At 41.6% G+C, this 17,152-nt stretch carries 13 protein-coding genes; 5 read left to right on the top strand and 8 right to left on the bottom strand.

The features are described 5' to 3' along the window. Positions 1–138: 138 nt before the first annotated feature. The 6 genes from NYE25_RS04795 to NYE25_RS04770 form a co-directional block, all read right to left on the bottom strand. Complete coding sequence (locus tag NYE25_RS04795) at positions 139–3,207, bottom strand: glycoside hydrolase family 2 TIM barrel-domain containing protein (RefSeq protein ID WP_341145256.1); 3,069 nt, start codon at positions 3,205–3,207, stop codon at positions 139–141. Between the two features lie 37 nt (positions 3,208–3,244). Further along, a complete protein-coding gene (locus NYE25_RS04790) occupies positions 3,245–4,066 on the bottom strand; it encodes a carbohydrate ABC transporter permease (protein ID WP_076299057.1) in 822 nt (273 codons plus the stop codon). Further along, positions 4,066–4,878, bottom strand: coding sequence for a carbohydrate ABC transporter permease (locus NYE25_RS04785; RefSeq protein ID WP_371915743.1), 813 nt, complete (start codon positions 4,876–4,878; stop codon positions 4,066–4,068). Before NYE25_RS04785 ends, NYE25_RS04790 begins: the two co-directional genes overlap by 1 nt. Before the next feature lie 228 nt (positions 4,879–5,106). Next, positions 5,107–6,417 carry an ABC transporter substrate-binding protein gene (locus tag NYE25_RS04780; RefSeq protein WP_042188169.1) on the bottom strand — a complete coding sequence of 437 codons (1,311 nt, stop codon included), beginning with the start codon at positions 6,415–6,417 and terminating at the stop codon, positions 5,107–5,109. 185 nt (positions 6,418–6,602) lie between these two features. After that, positions 6,603–8,381: a sensor histidine kinase gene (locus NYE25_RS04775; RefSeq protein ID WP_341054827.1), complete on the bottom strand. Its 1,779-nt coding sequence runs from the start codon at positions 8,379–8,381 to the stop codon at positions 6,603–6,605. Beyond that, positions 8,378–9,937: a response regulator transcription factor gene (locus tag NYE25_RS04770; protein WP_341145255.1), complete on the bottom strand. Its 1,560-nt coding sequence runs from the start codon at positions 9,935–9,937 to the stop codon at positions 8,378–8,380. The genes NYE25_RS04775 and NYE25_RS04770 overlap by 4 nt, the downstream gene beginning before the upstream one ends. A gap of 390 nt (positions 9,938–10,327) precedes the next feature. Here NYE25_RS04770 and NYE25_RS04765 point away from each other — a divergent pair, with 390 nt between their 5' ends. After that, positions 10,328–10,549 (top strand): DUF3955 domain-containing protein, encoded by a 222-nt coding sequence (locus NYE25_RS04765; RefSeq protein ID WP_076285730.1) that lies wholly within the window; start codon positions 10,328–10,330, stop codon positions 10,547–10,549. 104 nt (positions 10,550–10,653) lie between these two features. On the opposite strand, the gene NYE25_RS04760 is transcribed toward NYE25_RS04765, so the two are convergent. Then, positions 10,654–11,547, bottom strand: coding sequence for a hypothetical protein (locus tag NYE25_RS04760; RefSeq protein ID WP_076285731.1), 894 nt, complete (start codon positions 11,545–11,547; stop codon positions 10,654–10,656). A gap of 471 nt (positions 11,548–12,018) precedes the next feature. Here NYE25_RS04760 and NYE25_RS04755 point away from each other — a divergent pair, with 471 nt between their 5' ends. Beyond that, positions 12,019–12,561, top strand: coding sequence for an RICIN domain-containing protein (locus NYE25_RS04755; RefSeq protein ID WP_076285732.1), 543 nt, complete (start codon positions 12,019–12,021; stop codon positions 12,559–12,561). A 124-nt stretch (positions 12,562–12,685) separates the two neighbouring features. Here the strand turns inward: NYE25_RS04755 and NYE25_RS04750 are convergent, their stop codons facing one another. Continuing rightward, positions 12,686–14,140, bottom strand: coding sequence for a glycoside hydrolase family 43 protein (locus NYE25_RS04750; protein WP_341145254.1), 1,455 nt, complete (start codon positions 14,138–14,140; stop codon positions 12,686–12,688). A 139-nt stretch (positions 14,141–14,279) separates the two neighbouring features. Here NYE25_RS04750 and NYE25_RS04745 point away from each other — a divergent pair, with 139 nt between their 5' ends. The 3 genes from NYE25_RS04745 to NYE25_RS04735 all read left to right on the top strand — a co-directional run bounded on the left by NYE25_RS04745 (position 14,280) and on the right by NYE25_RS04735 (position 17,078). Further along, positions 14,280–15,143 (top strand): helix-turn-helix domain-containing protein, encoded by an 864-nt coding sequence (locus tag NYE25_RS04745; RefSeq protein WP_341145253.1) that lies wholly within the window; start codon positions 14,280–14,282, stop codon positions 15,141–15,143. Between the two features lie 111 nt (positions 15,144–15,254). Then, a complete protein-coding gene (locus tag NYE25_RS04740) occupies positions 15,255–16,391 on the top strand; it encodes a glycosyltransferase family 61 protein (protein WP_341145252.1) in 1,137 nt (378 codons plus the stop codon). 141 nt (positions 16,392–16,532) lie between these two features. Beyond that, positions 16,533–17,078, top strand: coding sequence for a TetR/AcrR family transcriptional regulator (locus tag NYE25_RS04735; RefSeq protein ID WP_341145251.1), 546 nt, complete (start codon positions 16,533–16,535; stop codon positions 17,076–17,078). Positions 17,079–17,152 lie beyond the last annotated feature (74 nt).

The raw sequence follows: 17,152 nt of genomic DNA, 5'->3' as shown, positions 1-17,152 counted from the left end.
CTATTTTTTAGATTCCAAACACCTCCCCCATAAAATGTAAACGATTACAAATATGTATAAATAAACTATTACATCATTCACAAAAAGGATTTGGTTGCCCCAACCTTATCCATTGAGGCAACTGCTATCCGTCTCTAATTATGCTCTGCGAATTGTAAATTCAAAATCCAAATCTATTGATGGATCAATTAAATATTCATCAAGAACTGGTGCTCCCCAGCTGTCATCACCGCCAACGCCCATTTGACGACCGGCAATCGTAACAACGGTATGATGAATGTTCGGCAGCTCATAATGATGCGTCGCATTCTCCAGCTCCATTGCCGAATATGGCGATATGTTGGCTTCAACAGGGGCTGAGACTGGTGAGGATATTATAATCCCATGACCAAGATCGTTGGTTACGGATACTTCGCGCACACCTGTACGGTTGCCTGATTCCTGCGGTACCAAATAGGACGATACATTGTCCACCGCATGATTCTGAAAGCGACACAATCTCGCGCCAAACGAACGGTCAATATAATTTTCTTCTGGCCCATTCGCATACCAATTCAGCTGGTAATAATCCGCTGGCACCTTGAAGGTTAAAGCAAAGAGGGGAAACTTCGGTAAACCCGGCTCTCCATGGTAGCTTGATTTTACCTTTATGCTCCCATCGGAGAACACAGTGTAAGTTACACTTACTCGTACTCCCTCTGACACACTCAGTTTATACACGTAAGTCACAGTCGCTCGGTCTTCTTCTTCCATAAGCTCGAAGCTTAAGGTTCTTCGGCTCAAGCTTGCAGCATACCAAGTGGAAGAGTCGAAATGCATTCCCGCCCCCTTGTCGTTGTCTGTCATCGCTCTCCAGAAGAGCGGTGCCGGCGGCGAAGAGATCATTTCCCTTCCTGAATATTTGACGGATATTAGTGTACCAGCCTGCTTCGAGAACATTACAGAGAAGTCACGACCGTGAACGCCAATATTTACATCCCCTTCAACTACGCGAAAATCATTTACATTAGTGCTTACCTTAGGCTGTGTTGTAACCTCATCTTCTGACTTGTTCTCCACTTGAAATACATACTGTCCAAAAGCGATTTCATAACCAGCGCTTGCCCATAACGAATCTTCTTTGAGCACAAGAGAAACATCTAAACTATACTCACCAGACAGGTTAGTCTCTGGTAAATCAAGTTCTACATATCTTTCTTCTCCGGGTTTAACCTGGGCGAATACAATGCCACGATGGAATTCCTTGCCCTCATAATTCAGACAATAGTTCAATTTATAAGCATCCAAGCCAACAAATAAGTTCTCATTTCTGATGATAACCCCATAGCAATCAGGGGAAAGCTTGACGTTCTGATATAGAAATTTCACTTCCTGCATTTTCGGAGACCATCTGCGATCCGCATACACAATTCCGTTTCCGGAGAAGTTGTAATCGGTTGAACGGTCATTGAAGTCTCCACCATAAGCCATATAAGGTTTGCCATATCGATCATTTTTTACGATGACCTGATCCATGAAATCCCAGATAAATCCACCTTGATACATTGGATACTTCTGCTCTAGCTCTGTGTATTTATGCAATCCTCCAACGGAATTCCCCATCGCATGCATGTATTCACAGCTAATATATGGCTTTAATGGATTCTCTTTTAAATACATTTCGATATCTGCTGCTTTCGCATACATCCGGCTTTCCATATCACTCGCATCATCATAATCCCGGTTATGGAACACCCCTTCGTAATGAACCAGACGCGTAGAATCCTTCTCACGAAAATAATTCGCTACGTTCCGAATGACTTCTCCGGCAAAAGACTCGTTGCCACAGGACCAAATCAGAATCGATGGATGGTTCTTGTCTCTCTCCACCATGGAAATCGCACGATCCATTACGATATCCTGCCATTCAGGCTTACTGCCCGGTATGTTCCAAGACGGTTCTACAATGCCCATTTTTTGCCATGATCCATGCGACTCTAAATTCATCTCGTCAATAACATACACACCGTATTCATCACACAGCTCATACCAGAGTGTTTCATTCGGATAGTGCGACGTCCTTACAGCGTTAATATTCGCCTGTTTCAAAGTCTTTATATCCCACAGCATATCTTCTTTCGTAATACTGCGTCCGAAGCGCGAATTAAACTCGTGCCGGTTGACACCTTTGAATACAATACGTTTACCATTTAAGTGCATAATCTTATCGATCATCTCGAATTTTCGAAATCCAACCTTTTGCGGCACGACTTCCACAAGATCCCCGGATGCGTTGAAGACAGATACATAAAGGGTATACAAATTAGGATCTTCTGCGCTCCACAGATGAACCTTTGATGCCTCAACCGTAAGCGAAACGGAATCTCCTGAAACTCCAGTCTCACTACGAACTACAAGATTACCTGCCTTATCCTTAAGTTCAAGGACCACTTTCGAAGCAGACTCACCCATCAACTGCAATACAGCCGTTAGCGTTCCCTGCTCAAACTTCTCATCCAGATCGGTCTGAACGTGGAGATCCCGCACGTGAACATCAGGCACAGTATATAGATACACATCGCGAAAGATTCCGGAGAAGCGCCAGAAATCCTGGTCCTCCAACCAACTTCCGGTACTGCGCTGATAGACCTCAACCGCCAGCTTATTCTCACCTGCCGTCAAGTACGGTGTCAGATCAAATTCACTCGGCGTAAAGCTATCCTCGCTATAGCCAATAAACTCCCCATTTAGCCAGATATAAAAAGCGGATTCAACTCCCTGAAAAGAGATATACAGTGGACGTTGCTCCCAGCCTAAAGGCACTTCAAAATATTTAACATAGCTTCCTACAGGATTGTGATCCTCAGATATCATTGGAGGTCTAAGATGCTCATGACCATCCCATGGATACATCGTATTCACGTACTGAGGCTGCCCGAAACCCTGAAGCTGGATATGTCCAGGAACCTCAATATCATCCCACCCTCTACAGGACACGTTCTCCTTATAAAAATGCGCCTGTCGTTCCATAGCATTGTGGGCGTAGCTAAATTTCCAGCTTCCGTTCAGGCTATGGCGCCAACGCATATCTCCAAGCCCTTCGGCTTCAAATTTCGTCTCGTAATACCGATGATCGGAGTGCGCGTGTATTCTGCCTACTGCATAAATGGAAGGGTCTGACAACCATTCCAGACTTGGAGCGACGCCCCGTTCAACCTGCTGCTTCATCTAATTTTCCTCCTTCTGCTTTAAAATGATCGTTAGCTTATTTAACTGAACCCGTCATACCAGCTACAAATTGCTTTTGCATCATGAAGAATACAAGGGCAGTCGGCAGAGTCGTAATGACAATCGCGGACATAATCAGACCATAGTCAGGCGCATAACCCGATCCAAGATTCGATATTAGCAATGGCACGGTCATATTTTCTGGTGATTGCAATACGATCAAAGGCCATAAATAGTTGTTCCAGCTGTTAAGGAAGGTGATAATCGCCGCGGCAGCATAAGTTGATTTCATCGTTGGCATGTATATGCGGAAGAATAAACCAAATTCCGAAAGACCATCGATGCGACCGGCTTCCATCATTTCTTTAGGAAACATTTTTGTATTTTGACGAAAAAAGAAAATTAAGAATGCTGTTGTAAATGTCGGCATAATAACTGCTGCTGCTGTATCGATACCAAGGAACGGCACAACACTCGATACTTTGGCGAACATTTGAAATAGAGGTACCATGATTGCCGCAAACGGAATCATCATAGAGGCTAGTAAGATATTAAATACGATATCTTTACCACGGCTGCGGTACATTTCAAAACCATATCCAGCCGCCGATGCTACCAATAGGGAAAGTAAAGTAGTAACAACAGAGATTTTTGCGGAGTTCCAAAGAGCTTGCCACATATCTACGGAATTGAACAGATTGTCAATATTTTTAAAGAGATGCGCACCTGGTAGTAATGTCCCTTTAGTTACATCAACCGACTGATTCGTGGCACTAATAACCATCCAGATAAATGGAAAGATAGAGATCAGCGCAGCGATGACTAGAAACAGGTAAGTAAACATGCGTTTAGTTTTCATTATCTCTTGTCTCCTCCTACTTTGTTCTGAATCAGCGTCAGAATGAGTACCATTACAACAATCGAGTAGGAGACGGTTGCAGCGTATCCAAAGTCAGGTGTGTATTCAAAGGAAAGGTTGTAAATATATTGGGAAATCGACATGGTTGCATTGCCGGGTCCACCTTTCGTGATGTTAACCACCTCATCAAACAACTGAAGTGTTCCAATGGTCGATGTTATCGTCGTAAACAAGATAATCGGTTTCAATAGAGGAATTGTGATTTTGAAAAATTGAGTAAATGCACTAGCGCCATCTATGTGAGCAGCTTCATAAATAGATTTGTCTACATTTTGCAGGGATGATAAATAGAAAATCATATTATAGCCAGTAAAGCGCCAGGTGATAGCAATGATGATCGTAACTTTGGCCCAGAAGGGGTCAGTAATCCATTGAATCGGTTCGCTGATTAGATGAAGATTCACCAGAAATTTGTTAATGATCCCTTCGGCTCCAAACATGTACTTGAAAACAACGGAATACGCTACAAGTGAGGTTACCGTCGGCAGAAATATAGCCGTTCTGAAAAAACCCTTAAATTTCAGTCTATCGTCATTTAGCAGGACGGCGATAAAGAGCGCCAGTACCAGCATGACTGGAACCTGAATAATCAAATAAATAAATGTATTTTTGACGGCAGTAAGAAAAGTAGTATCGCTAAACAATCGAATATAGTTATCTAGTCCGGTAAACTGAAGATTGTTGCCTCTACCCGTCTTAAAGGATAGAATTAACGCTTGGATCATTGGATAAAAATAGAAAATACTGATCATAATGACCGGCACAAGGACGAATAACCAACCCGTCAGACGGATCTGCCGTGACCCTTTAGAGCTCTTATGTTTTTGCGGGCTTAGCCCTGTCTTTATAGTTTCCACTCCACTCCGCACCCTTCTGTCTTATATATTAGAGATGAAAGCCCCTGCTACCTATCCTTCTGTATAAATCCAATTTACAGGAGAAGAAGGAGCAAGGGCATCGGTTGTACAGCCTAAGTGCGATTAGCGAATTTGAGTATCCGCTTGCTTCTGCGCATCTTTCAGAACAGTGTCTACATCTTTGCCACCTAGATAAGATTGTACTGCTACAACCATAATGTCCTCGATTGCGTAAGTGTTCATGCCATAGTTGACGTTAGGAATTTGCTCGGTCCATGCTGCAAAGTCTGATACGACCTTTTGGCCTTTGAAAAATTCATCCGCAGCTGAGTAAGCTTCACCGCTCGCCGCAGCTTTCAAGGTGCCGATAACACCAACTTTTGTATTCAACGTCTGATACAGTTCAGCATCAGAAGCAAAAGTCTTAGATAGGAACTCAGCTGCTGCTTCTTTACCATCTACATTCATTACGTACCAGGAACTACCTCCAAGGTTGGAAGCGTGAACAGAGCCTTCTGTTGCTCCTAACTTAGGTAGTGGAGCTACTGCCCATTTACCAGATTGAGAAGCTTCTGCTTTAATCGAAGGTGTAATCCAGTTACCTGTAGGTACACTAGCCACTTCACCACCATTGAATGCACCTACAAACTGACTCCAGTCTGAAATTACTTTTACGATACCGGAATCCATCATTTCTTTGTACATTACAAGTGCCTCTTTCAAAGCAGGGTTGCTTTCTATGGTCGGAGTCTGACCATCATCTCCGGTATACCATGCGCCCGCCGATTGGATCATCACTCGGATAAGTCCAAGATCGTTCGGATCAAGTGTTAGCATGCTTTTGCCAGTTTTCTCTTTTACAGCTTTACCGATCTCGATATATTGCTTCCAGTCGATATCCTGTAATGCATCCAGGCTGTAGCCTGCTTGCTCGAGATAGTCTGTCCGTACATACATTCCAGTTACGCCAGAGTCAAACGGAACACCGTATTGTTTGCCGTCAACACTGGTAGGGCCAATCTTATAATCCGCAAAGTCAGCAGCCTTTACAACATCCGTCAATTCATAAAAAGAATCTGGATATGCTTGTAAGAAGCTCTGTGCACGATAATCTTCGATTAACACAATGTTAGGCAGACCCTTCGTGGAACCAGAGTTTAGCCCCGTATTCAGCTTTTGAACGATATCAGCTTGCGCGTTCTCAACGACGTTAACCGTTACGTCCGGATTAACTTTCGCATAAGCATCTTTGGCAACATTCATAGCGGCAATGTTAAACGCCGGGTCCCAAGCCCAAACTGTAATCTCTTTTGGCTTGCTGCTACCTTCGGCACCGGAGTTACCAGAGTTGCTCGTTTCATTTTTCGTTCCACCTGTGGAACATGCCGACAGTAGAACCACACTAGCTAGCATTACGGATAATAATTTTTTCACTACGTAAACCCCCTTGATAGTCTGAAAAATAATAAAGATGGAAGCGTTTTCTCTGCTACGCCTCCATCTTATCATTTTGTATTCGTTTTCTTTGGCAGTATCTTTGTTAGCTTTGGTGATATTATTGGGTCCTATTTTGATTCTCATATCGACTCTGGTACTATTTTTAGATTCATGTAAAATTTTTAGTTTTTTAACAATGGAAGCGTAACAACGATTTGTGTACCTTCATTCCGTTTGCTTGTAATATTAATCCCGTATCTCTCACCGTATAACAATTTGATTCTGTCATCCACATTCCGTATACCGATCCCGGAGAACAGTTGGCGTTTGTGCTTCGAAGCTGGTAGCTGCTCCTCTTCCAGCAAATTCGGGTCAAGATCCATTCCATCACCGTTATCTACAACTTCACATACTAGTTGCTCTTCCTGCACGGAAATCATGATGAGAATTCTTCCCTCATCTTTAAGGTTGAATGCATGAAAGAATGCATTTTCGATAAAAGGTTGAAGAATTAGCTTCGGCATATGATAATCCAAGCTCTCTGGCTCCACAAAGTAATTCACACGGATCTTCTCACCATATCTCACGTGATTGATATACACATAATGCTTCAATGACTCCAATTCTTGACTAACAGGAATGGTAGAATGAACATCGCTTACTGTATTTTGCAGGAGTGAGATTAGTGAATTTATCGTTCCAGCTGCTTTTTCCTTATTGCCCTGCTGCACCAGAAATTTGATAGAAGCCAGCGTATTATATAAAAAATGTGGGTTAATCTGCATTTGGAGTGCCGCCAGCTCCGCATTACGTTGTTGCTTTTGAGTCTCCATCAGCTTATCAACATAATCATGAAGTGAATCAAGCATAAAATTGAAGGCGTTACCTAACTCCTTAACTTCATAACTACTATTAGTGACATCTACATGATTATCGAAATCACCTGTAGGAATACTCGACATCTGTTTAACGAGTACACGCAAGGACTTCGTCATTTTTCGGGTAATCAAAAAAACAATAATGAGCGATATTGCCACGATAGCCATGATTGTCAGTGTCACCGCTTTGGCATTCACCATCTGTCCGGTCACGGCGTTCTTATCTATCAGGTTCACCATATAAAAATCAAATTCAGGTAAGTATTCCGAGAAAACAATTCGTTCATTCCCCATCACATAGGTAGAATCGCCATCTTTACCTCCATCCTCTACTTCTTGCAGCAGCTTTTTATCGCGGAGCCCAATCATTTCTGTCTTGCTGCTGGATACAATTAATCCCTTCTTATTCAGCAGAACGACGTCATTACCCTCACTCGTAAAGTTAGCGTAAAAGGGCTTGAAATCTCGATCACGAATGGCAACGTACATGGTGCCATAAATTCTTCCGGTCGAATGATCAAATAAAGCTTTGGAAGCTACCAGCATAGGCTCTTTCACGTTCTCTTTATTTTCCCTTAGATCAAGCTGGTACAGGATTTGATCAGGATGGGATATGGTTTCCTTCGTTATTGGGTGAGCCATTAGTTCATCTGCGGAAATGTCCCAATACCAAGGATCTGTTGAATAACTCCTGCCATTTACACCTACGATCATGATACCAACATCAATGGCGCTGAGGTTAGAGCGGATTGCCCGCATGCCCTCTGTCATGTGATATGTTTTGATCGCAAGATTTACTGCATCCGTCTCTCCGCTAGATAAATAGTTCCGGATAGCTTCATTTTGAGCCATCATAGTAGCACCGGTAGCGATAATGTTGTTATACGATTCCAGATTTGTCTTCATCTGATTCAGCAGTTTGCCGTTTGTAATACTAAAGGTCTGTAAAAATAATTTCTCCGACATACTAATTGTAATAGCCAGCGTCAAGAGTGATACAGTTACGATGCTAATTAGGGTCACGAGAAACAGCTTGAGGAATAAGCCCTGCTTTCTAATATTGTTAATGAAATTTCCAATCATGGCTGCTCTACGTCCCGTCTCCGGTACCGGCTTGGAGAAATGCCAGTCTGCTTTTTAAACACCTTGGTGAAATAACTCTGATCTGAATATCCCACGCTTGCGCTAATATCAGAAATTGATTTTTCTGTTGTCTCGAGCAATTCCATAGCTTTTTCCAAACGGACTTTATTCAGGTACTCACTAAAGCCTTCGCCATTATGGGCAGTAAAATAACTCGATAAATAAGAAGCATTGAAGTGGAACTGTCTAGCTACCCCTGTCAGTGTGATCGGATCTGCATAATGATTCTGAATATATTCGAGTAGCTTTGTCATATTGGGGTTAACCGATGAATTCGTCTCACCAATCGTGCGCTCAACTTCTCGAATGAATGCTTCGGTAACAGCAATAGCATCACTTGCATACATCGCTTCATCTATTTTTCGGAAGTAATCGTATTTGGTCTCCTCCAGACCTCCGATCTCACACTTCATTTTTCCAAGCGTGGTCGCTACGTTGAATATAAAGTTCCCCAATAGCGATTTAAATTCGAAAATATCAATGCGATAATCCATTGAACGCAGATGGACATATTCAAGAAACTCTGTAAATGCCTTCTGGAATTGCTTACGTCTCAACTGATCCATTAATTCTCCCATGTCAATTTCCTGATATGCTCCTGGAAGACCCGGCAAATGATCATTCTCAATCAGACTTCGGTCTGGCAAGTAGAAACTGTAACGTGTAAGCTTCAAGTAATTGTCTCGATAAATCTCACCAAGACACTCAAAGTCCGCGAAGCTCTGACTGATAATAAAATGTGTTTCTCTCACACGATGTTCTATTTCTGAGATCAGATAACGGAGTTCAATCACAAGCTCGTCCCAATGTTCTGGATTAACGTTAAGCAAATAAATGACCGAGTCGTTAACAAACTTTAACCGAATAAACACAACATCGTCCAAAGCTAACTTTTGAATTCCTCTTTCGATTTCATTTGCGAACGTTAACTTATCACCAGAATCTTTAATATGCTTCATATCTGCTCCGAAAAATGCAAATTGTGCGTGTGGAAACTTGGAATGAAGCAAATCAGATTCTAGCACTGACTCATATCCCGTCATGAGCTTCTCGATCGCGAACAAAAGCTGCTTTTCCTCTGGATCGGCCCCTGGATCGCTTATCTTCATCCCTGCCATCTTAGCTGTAGTTTTATTTAGGATGGACAACAGATAATCGGCTTCCAGCTTCGGCTTAAGGATGTAATCTGCTACCCCACTTTGAAATGTGGAACGGACATAATCGTATTCACTGAAGCTGCTTAAGACGATTACTTCAATGTGTGGGTACTTCTCCTTAACGATCTTGACTAGCTTCTCCCCGCCCATTATTGGCATTACGATATCCGTAATAATAATATGAGGATTCAGCTCATCCATCATACTCAGTGCTTCAACACCGTTAGAGGCCTCTCCGACGATTCGATACCCTTCTTGTTCCCAATCCAAAAGATGTTTAATTCCTTGTCTAACCAGCATCTCGTCATCTACAATCAAAATCTTAAATATTGGTTTCATATCTGCCCCCTTGCAGCTGTTCAACCTGTTATTATGTTCATTCACTGATTGGACAAATTTAAAAAGTCATACAAATGATCAGAACGCCGTTCCTTCATAACTATCGAAGCATTGGATGTAACCGTTTTCTATTTATCTGTTACAGTTCAATCCATCCGACTTAGAGCGACCTTCTATACAAATAATGCCTTGAGACTTACTTAAATTTGTTTAAACCAAATAATAGTCCTCACCAGCAATTATGGTCAAGTCCCCATTTTCAATTCCAATTCCAAGCACAAATCAATTCATTTGATTTACAATAATGATATATCGAATTACAATAAATTAATGTTGATTTGCGAGTGTTTTTTGTGTATTATATGATTATCAAGCAAAGGAGAATGTCATATGAAAAAGAAATATCTAATAGCCGCTTCACCATTATTATTAAGCATCATCTGTTTAATGATCTCACGTATGGTGGGTTCAAGCGTGGGACCGGATGGAATCTTGCATGAGCCGGCTTTTTTCTTAATTCCGCTTAGTTACCTATTTTTTTTCTGCAGTATTGTAGCATTCCTATTCGTAGGTCTCGGGTCAGTCCTCAATAATAGAAAAAAGATTTCGTAATAGCGTTGTGTGGGGATATTAACTTTTATAGCAAAAAGAAAGAAGCCGCAATTTTTTCGTGGCTTCTTCAGTTTTGGATGTTCATTTTAAATTTGACATGGACTCTATAAACTCAATTTCTGCTGGAGTAAGACTACCAGCTCTTCAGCTGTATCCCAAACGATTGGACGGATATTTTTCACTTGTACGAAAAGATCATTAGCATCGCTGCTGTTCACAGTCCAAATCACTGGAATGTTCAACCCGAGCGCATATCCTGCAGTAAAATACACTTCAGGGGATTGGCCGGTTAAATCAGCGATAATCAGTTTACTCTCCTCTATAAGCTCCAAAGAATACGGTTCACGGTTTTGCATTGACGTATGCCTTAGTAATCGTGGTATATAACCAAACTGCTCGATTTTAGGAAGCAGCTTATCCACCCACTCCGTGTGCAAATCCTCCGCATCTGACAATAAAACGATACAGGGTTTTAATTTTTTGCCTCCTACGATTGCGGCAGCTTCATTCCATCCCTTGTCCGTCAGCTTAAAGGTCATGCCTTCCCTGATCATAAACTGCTCGTTAATCAGCTTATCTATGATATATACCAGTTCTTGCAGATTAGGCGAATACGTTAGGTTATAGCTACTGGAGAGTGGCTGAATAACAACGGATTCCCCAGGGGCTTCAGAATGTCTGTATAAGTATTGCAGTAAACGGTTTCCTTTATCTTCAATCGTCACTGGAATTTTCGAGGAATTTACAATGGATTCTAAATCGTCGGCCGATAGACTGACCTTTTCTCCACGATCTGTCAGCTCCCGTATATAAGCCGATATCACATGAAACATATCGCGTTTCTTTGGATGCGCGAGAGAATTTATAGGCTCATAGCTGTCTCTCAATAAGTTATAGAACCCGTCAGGAGAACAATTACAGCCTAAAAATCTATCGTAATCACCTTCCGATGTAATGGATACCATCTCATCACAGAACAAGCAGTATTTCTTAATCATTACAACTCATCACCTCTTATTCATTGATATCCCCTTACCTTACCAAGAATATCTTAAAAAGTAGACAAGAAGATATTTCCTTTAGCACTGAACAAAGAAGTGAAATATCATAAATGTCCACAAAAAACACTGACTTGTATCCGTGTCTTTTTATGGTCCGGTGAGTATTTTTTTGGTTTTTGATATGCTCATTTAAAGCTGTTGATAGTATTATTTTTATATAAATAGCGAAAAAAATCATATTGACTCATTATTTGATATTAAAGTATATTCTTAGCAAATGAACCATTATTTAATTATATTTTATCTATTTACTTTTGAGGATAGAGTCCTTTTTCAAATTCTATCAAATGACAGGCATTATATTTACTGATTTAGGAGGTGATTAAATTGTATACATAAAACTTGTTTTTAAAATGGACAGGTCGCAAGTTAAGAAATTAAATAAAATTCAAGAAGGAGTGTATTTTCATGAAACGAGTTCAAATTAGGTACGGGGTGAAAATGTTTTTGGCACTTGTGTTAGTTGTATCTGCATCATCACTCGCACTAACTTCAACGACGCACGCTGGAGTGCCAATTCCTCTCAAAATTATCAATGAACACAGCAATAACGTGCTGTCAGTCAGCGGAGCGGATTCACAAGCAGACGGTGCACTTATCGTACAATACATCGATCAAGGAGCAGAGTATCAAAAATGGTATCTCGAAATTGCAGAAAACGGATATTATAATTTCAGAAACATAGCTAGCGGAGATTTATTGGATGTCAACGGAGCATCTTCATCCGATGGGGCCAGTGTTATTCAATGGCCGAGCAATAACGGGTGGAACCAACAGTGGGAGCTTATTCCAACCGGTGAAAAAAACATGTATAAAATTAAAAACCGAGCCAGTGGCAAGTTATTGGATATATCGGGACAAGATAAAACCAGCGGTGCGCAGGCCATTCAATGGAGTGATAACGGCGGTCACAATCAGCACTGGTATATAGAATATATACGGAAAAATTAAGCTATTGCCGAATACAAGAAATGGCGGTGCAGGGAAACATCCCGAGCATCGCCATTTTTTAATTTAACATATTTTGGGATTGTTATTCCTTTTGATAGCGGAACCAATCATAATATGCGATTGTTCAGTTGGTAGAGTAGTTATACATCCCAAAGAACACTCCGGTAAATCCGCCTGCCACTTCTGTAGAGATCAAGTGTGTCTCCGCTTCACCTAGTGGATGCCATAACTGATCTGCACCTCGATAAGAGAACAAATATTTCTCAGGTAATGCTTGAATCTTCAATTCTACGACTGTGTCTTCAAATGGAGAAGAATATTTCACATCACTTATGCTACCCACTTGTCTTCCCAGCGTAATCACATTTTCACCTTCTACCTGGGTTAGTCCGATTGCGTAGTGATACATCTGATCCATAAACACAACAAGACCCGCTTCATCACCATCTAGTGGGTTGAATTCCATTTTAGTGGAAATTTCACAAACCAAGTGGTGCTGTCTACAGCCAATAAATGCAGGCGTTCCCTGTTCGCTTAATCTCACATCCGCTCCATGTAATGCTAGCCACCCTGGTCGCTCCTGCAAAGACCAATCGACTTTTTTAGCATTGCGAATAAAATTCCAGCTCATTCCTAAATCAGATGGATTAAAATCATCGGTCTCAGGCTCGTCTTCCCATAGCACTGGTGGTGGAGTGTCAGCTTCCATTTCTAATCCAACAACACCGTGATCTCCAATCATCGGCCATCCATCTTCACTCCAATGGACCGGAGCAAGAAATGTCTCTCTGCCAAGATGATGTCGATATGGATATCCTACTGGTCTAATCCCTAGAAATACCGCCCACCAGCTGCCATCCTGTGCTTCTACCAGATCGCCATGTCCCGTAGCTTGTATAGGGTAATCCGAGCTCCGGTGAGTCAAAATGGGATTCCGGGGTGAGGATTCATAGGGTCCATAGGGTGATTTACTTCTTGCTATGGTTTCCATGTGTCCATATTCTGTCCCACCTTCAGCACACATTAAATAATAGTAGCCATTTATTTTATAAAGATGTGGTCCTTCAGGAAATTTACCGCCACTGCCTGTCCATATCAAACGAGAATCGCACAGCTTATGGCCCGTTTCAATATCAATCTCACATTGGTAGATTCCCATACCATCCTTGGTGCCAGTGCTTGTAAAATATACTTTTCCATCGTCAAAAAATAGGGACGGATCAATCCCTTCCTGATCCACATAAATAGGATCCGACCACTCACCTGCTGGATTCACCGTCCAAACATAGAAATGTCCACCGCTATCCTGATTTGTCGTCACCATGTAGAATCGACCATTATGATGACGAATGGTTGGTGCCCACACCCCTCCAGACACGACCGATTTATCAAATTGAAGCTGGGAATCACGTGTTAAGCAATACCCGAGCTGCTTCCAATGGACTAAATCTTTACTATGCCAAATGGGTATTCCCGGAGAGTAAGCAAATGAACTGTTTACCAAAAAGTAATCCTCGCCTACTCTGCAAATGCTTGGATCTGGATAAAAACCTGGTAATATCGGATTGTTATATTTCATGAAGCATTCTCCTTTTGTTGAACATTTGCATCTATGTCAAGGATTATACTCCACTAACTAAACGATAAACCTTGATTATCCAGTCGTAAAATAGCATGATATAGACATTCATCTAGACATGCTTTTGGAGGGTTACGAATTGAGCGAATTTTATTTGAATTGGTTTACATCAGATCAGAAATTCCCATTCTTTATTCAATACGGCTTTCACGACAATGATACTGACCTTCATAGACATGTGGACTTTTCAGAGCTCGTAATCGTCTTGAGTGGTACTGCTACTCATATTGTGAATACCGAAGAATCATTCATCAAGAAGGGGAATGTTTTTGTGATTAACGGTTCAACCCCACATGCTTTTAAAGATCCTCAGGATTTTAAGATCTGTAATATTATGTACAAGCCTGAAATGCTCTCGACGGCTGGATCGGATCTGCGAACTTCGAACGGCTTTCAGGCGCTGTTTGTATTGGAACCGTTGTATCGTCATAAACATGCCTACACAAGTAAACTAAGCTTGCCAATTCCCATGCTGGAGTTTGTCACTGCACTTATTACTGGTATGATTGAAGAATATAGCCACAAGCTTCAAGGATATCAGACTTTACTCGTCTCACGGTTTATGGAACTGGTTGTCTATTTAGCAAGGCATTATGAAAAACAGGATAAAGGCAGCCAGGATAATCATCTAATACATTTGGCGAAGTCGCTCTCTTTTATGGAAGACCATTATCTTGAAGCGTTGTCACTGGATCAAATCGCCGCACACTCAGGGATATCTGTTAGACACTTAAACCGGATCTTTCGCTCTTACTATCAGACGACTCCTATCTCCTATCTCCATCGATTGCGTCTGGAACGGGCTTGCAGCTTGTTGAAGCATTCTAACTTCAGTATTACTCAGATCTCACATGAAAGCGGGTTTAGCGATAGCAATTACTTTACACGACAATTTACCAAAACCTACGGTATGTCTCCTAAGGCTTATCGGAAGAAGCTATAAAGGAACTGTTCACTCGCCCTTTTCAGAAGGAATTGTGTCGTTAAGTTCCTTGTTCCATAGAATAGCTTAATGATGTTTCTGGAGTTCAACTTGGCCAAAAGAGGTGAAACGATGAGTTTTTCTGTGAACGGGGGAGCGCCCTCTGGATATTACCGGAGTGTCTTGGAACTTGAAACAGAATGGGGACAAAAAAGAACTATCCATGAAGCTGGACAGGTTATTCCGTTTGATTTCGGTCAGGTGGCCGAGTTCACCGCTCCTAAAAGCATTGAATCGAGTATTCATTCTGCACTGACGCCTTATTGTTTACAGCCGTTTGGTGGATACGTAGCCACCATCTCGAGTGGAAGGGTATGGGGAGAATCTGGTGCTGTTCTATCTCCGGAGGGAAAGCTGATCTTTGATCTGTCACAAGAATATGACGCCGTTCAAAATAGAATGCTAGAAGCAGAGGAGCACCCTGTGTTCCATCGGTGGAATGATCCAAAACTTCAATATTTAGAAGGAACCGTGGCTGTGTTGACGTTTTGCGGAAGCCATAACTATTTCCACTGGTTGTATGATGTGCTCCCTAGGCTGGCGATGCTCAAAACGAGTGGAATTCCTTATACCTCTATCATCATGAATCCAAATCCATATGGACCATTTGTGGAACAAACCTGGGCTATGCTCGGTATATCAGAGTCTTCAGTAATCCGGACAAATCCTCAAACTTACTTTGAAGCTGATCAGCTACTTGTCCCTTCTTTGATGATGAATTCCCACTATCCCCCGTGGACCACGGATACGCTACGTAAATTATTACTGCCTCATAGGGAATCAACACTCGCTACACCTGAGCGTATTTATATTTCTCGAAACAAAGCAAGCACCAGGCGCTTGGTCAATGAAGAGGAAGTTATACGCTGCCTTGAAGAATATAGCATTCAACCTATTTATCTTGAGGATTGGACGGTTGCCCAGCAAATCCAGTTATTCGCTTCGGCAAAGGTAATCATGGGAGCACATGGCGCTGGACTGGCCAATCTGGCTTTTTGTCAATCTGGAACACAAGTTATTGAAATTGTTCATGAACAGCATGTCGTTCCAACGTATTGGATGATCAGCAACCATAACGCTCTTGATTATTACATGATGTATGGTCAAGGCTGGCCAGATCCTGCTATTCGTTTTCCGGGATTCGAAGATATCTATGTGGATATAGATCGTCTGAAGCAGATTTTGCATTTGGCAGGTTTGAATACTTAGCCTATCGTCATTGAGCTTGTCTACGCTTCTTAAAGAGAAATTTGCGGGTTTCTGGTTTTTTAAAGCGATGTGTGTGTTTTGTTCAATACTGAACAGGTCCTATAAAAGTGTTCATTTTTTTGAAAGTAAGGAGAAAATCAAATGTCTAAAGTGGATAGAAGGATTCTTAAATCACAAGAAACACTTAAAAAAGCTGTTATTGAACTGATGTCCGAGAAGAATTTTGACGACATTACCATACAGGATCTCTCCGACAAGGCAAATGTAAGCCGAGGAACCATTTATCTTCATTATCAGGATAAATATGATTTGTTAGACAAGCTTATCGAGGAACATATAGAAGTTCTTAGAGTACTTTGCGAATCGGCAGCAGATTTAGATTTTATTGAAGCCACGTTGAAGTGGACGGAATACTTCGATAATCATTATTCTTTTTTCTCTATGATGCTGGCGAGCAAAGGCGCCCCTTATTTCCGTAATCGGTTCTTAACCTTTCTTCAAAAAGAGTTTAGACATGAAGTAAATGTAACGGAAGGGATAAACCACGGATTAAATGAAGAGGTTATCATTAGTTTTGTGGCATCAGCTTATGCAGGGGTTGTGGAATGGTGGTTCAAGAATGAGAAGCCTGTAACACATCAAATCTTGGCTGAACAACTTGGGACTTTGTTGGAAAGGAATTTATAGCTCCACCATCGGAAAACCGATTGATATACAAAGCACCGTCTGATAAATTCTTCAGGCGGTGCTTTGCTTTTATT

This window comes from Paenibacillus sp. FSL E2-8871, from assembly GCF_038000345.1.
In the GTDB taxonomy this organism is placed as follows: Bacteria; Bacillota; Bacilli; order Paenibacillales; family Paenibacillaceae; genus Paenibacillus_AQ.
The sequence above is the reverse complement of the archived record's forward strand: the minus strand, read 5'-3'. Positions and strand labels throughout refer to the sequence as shown.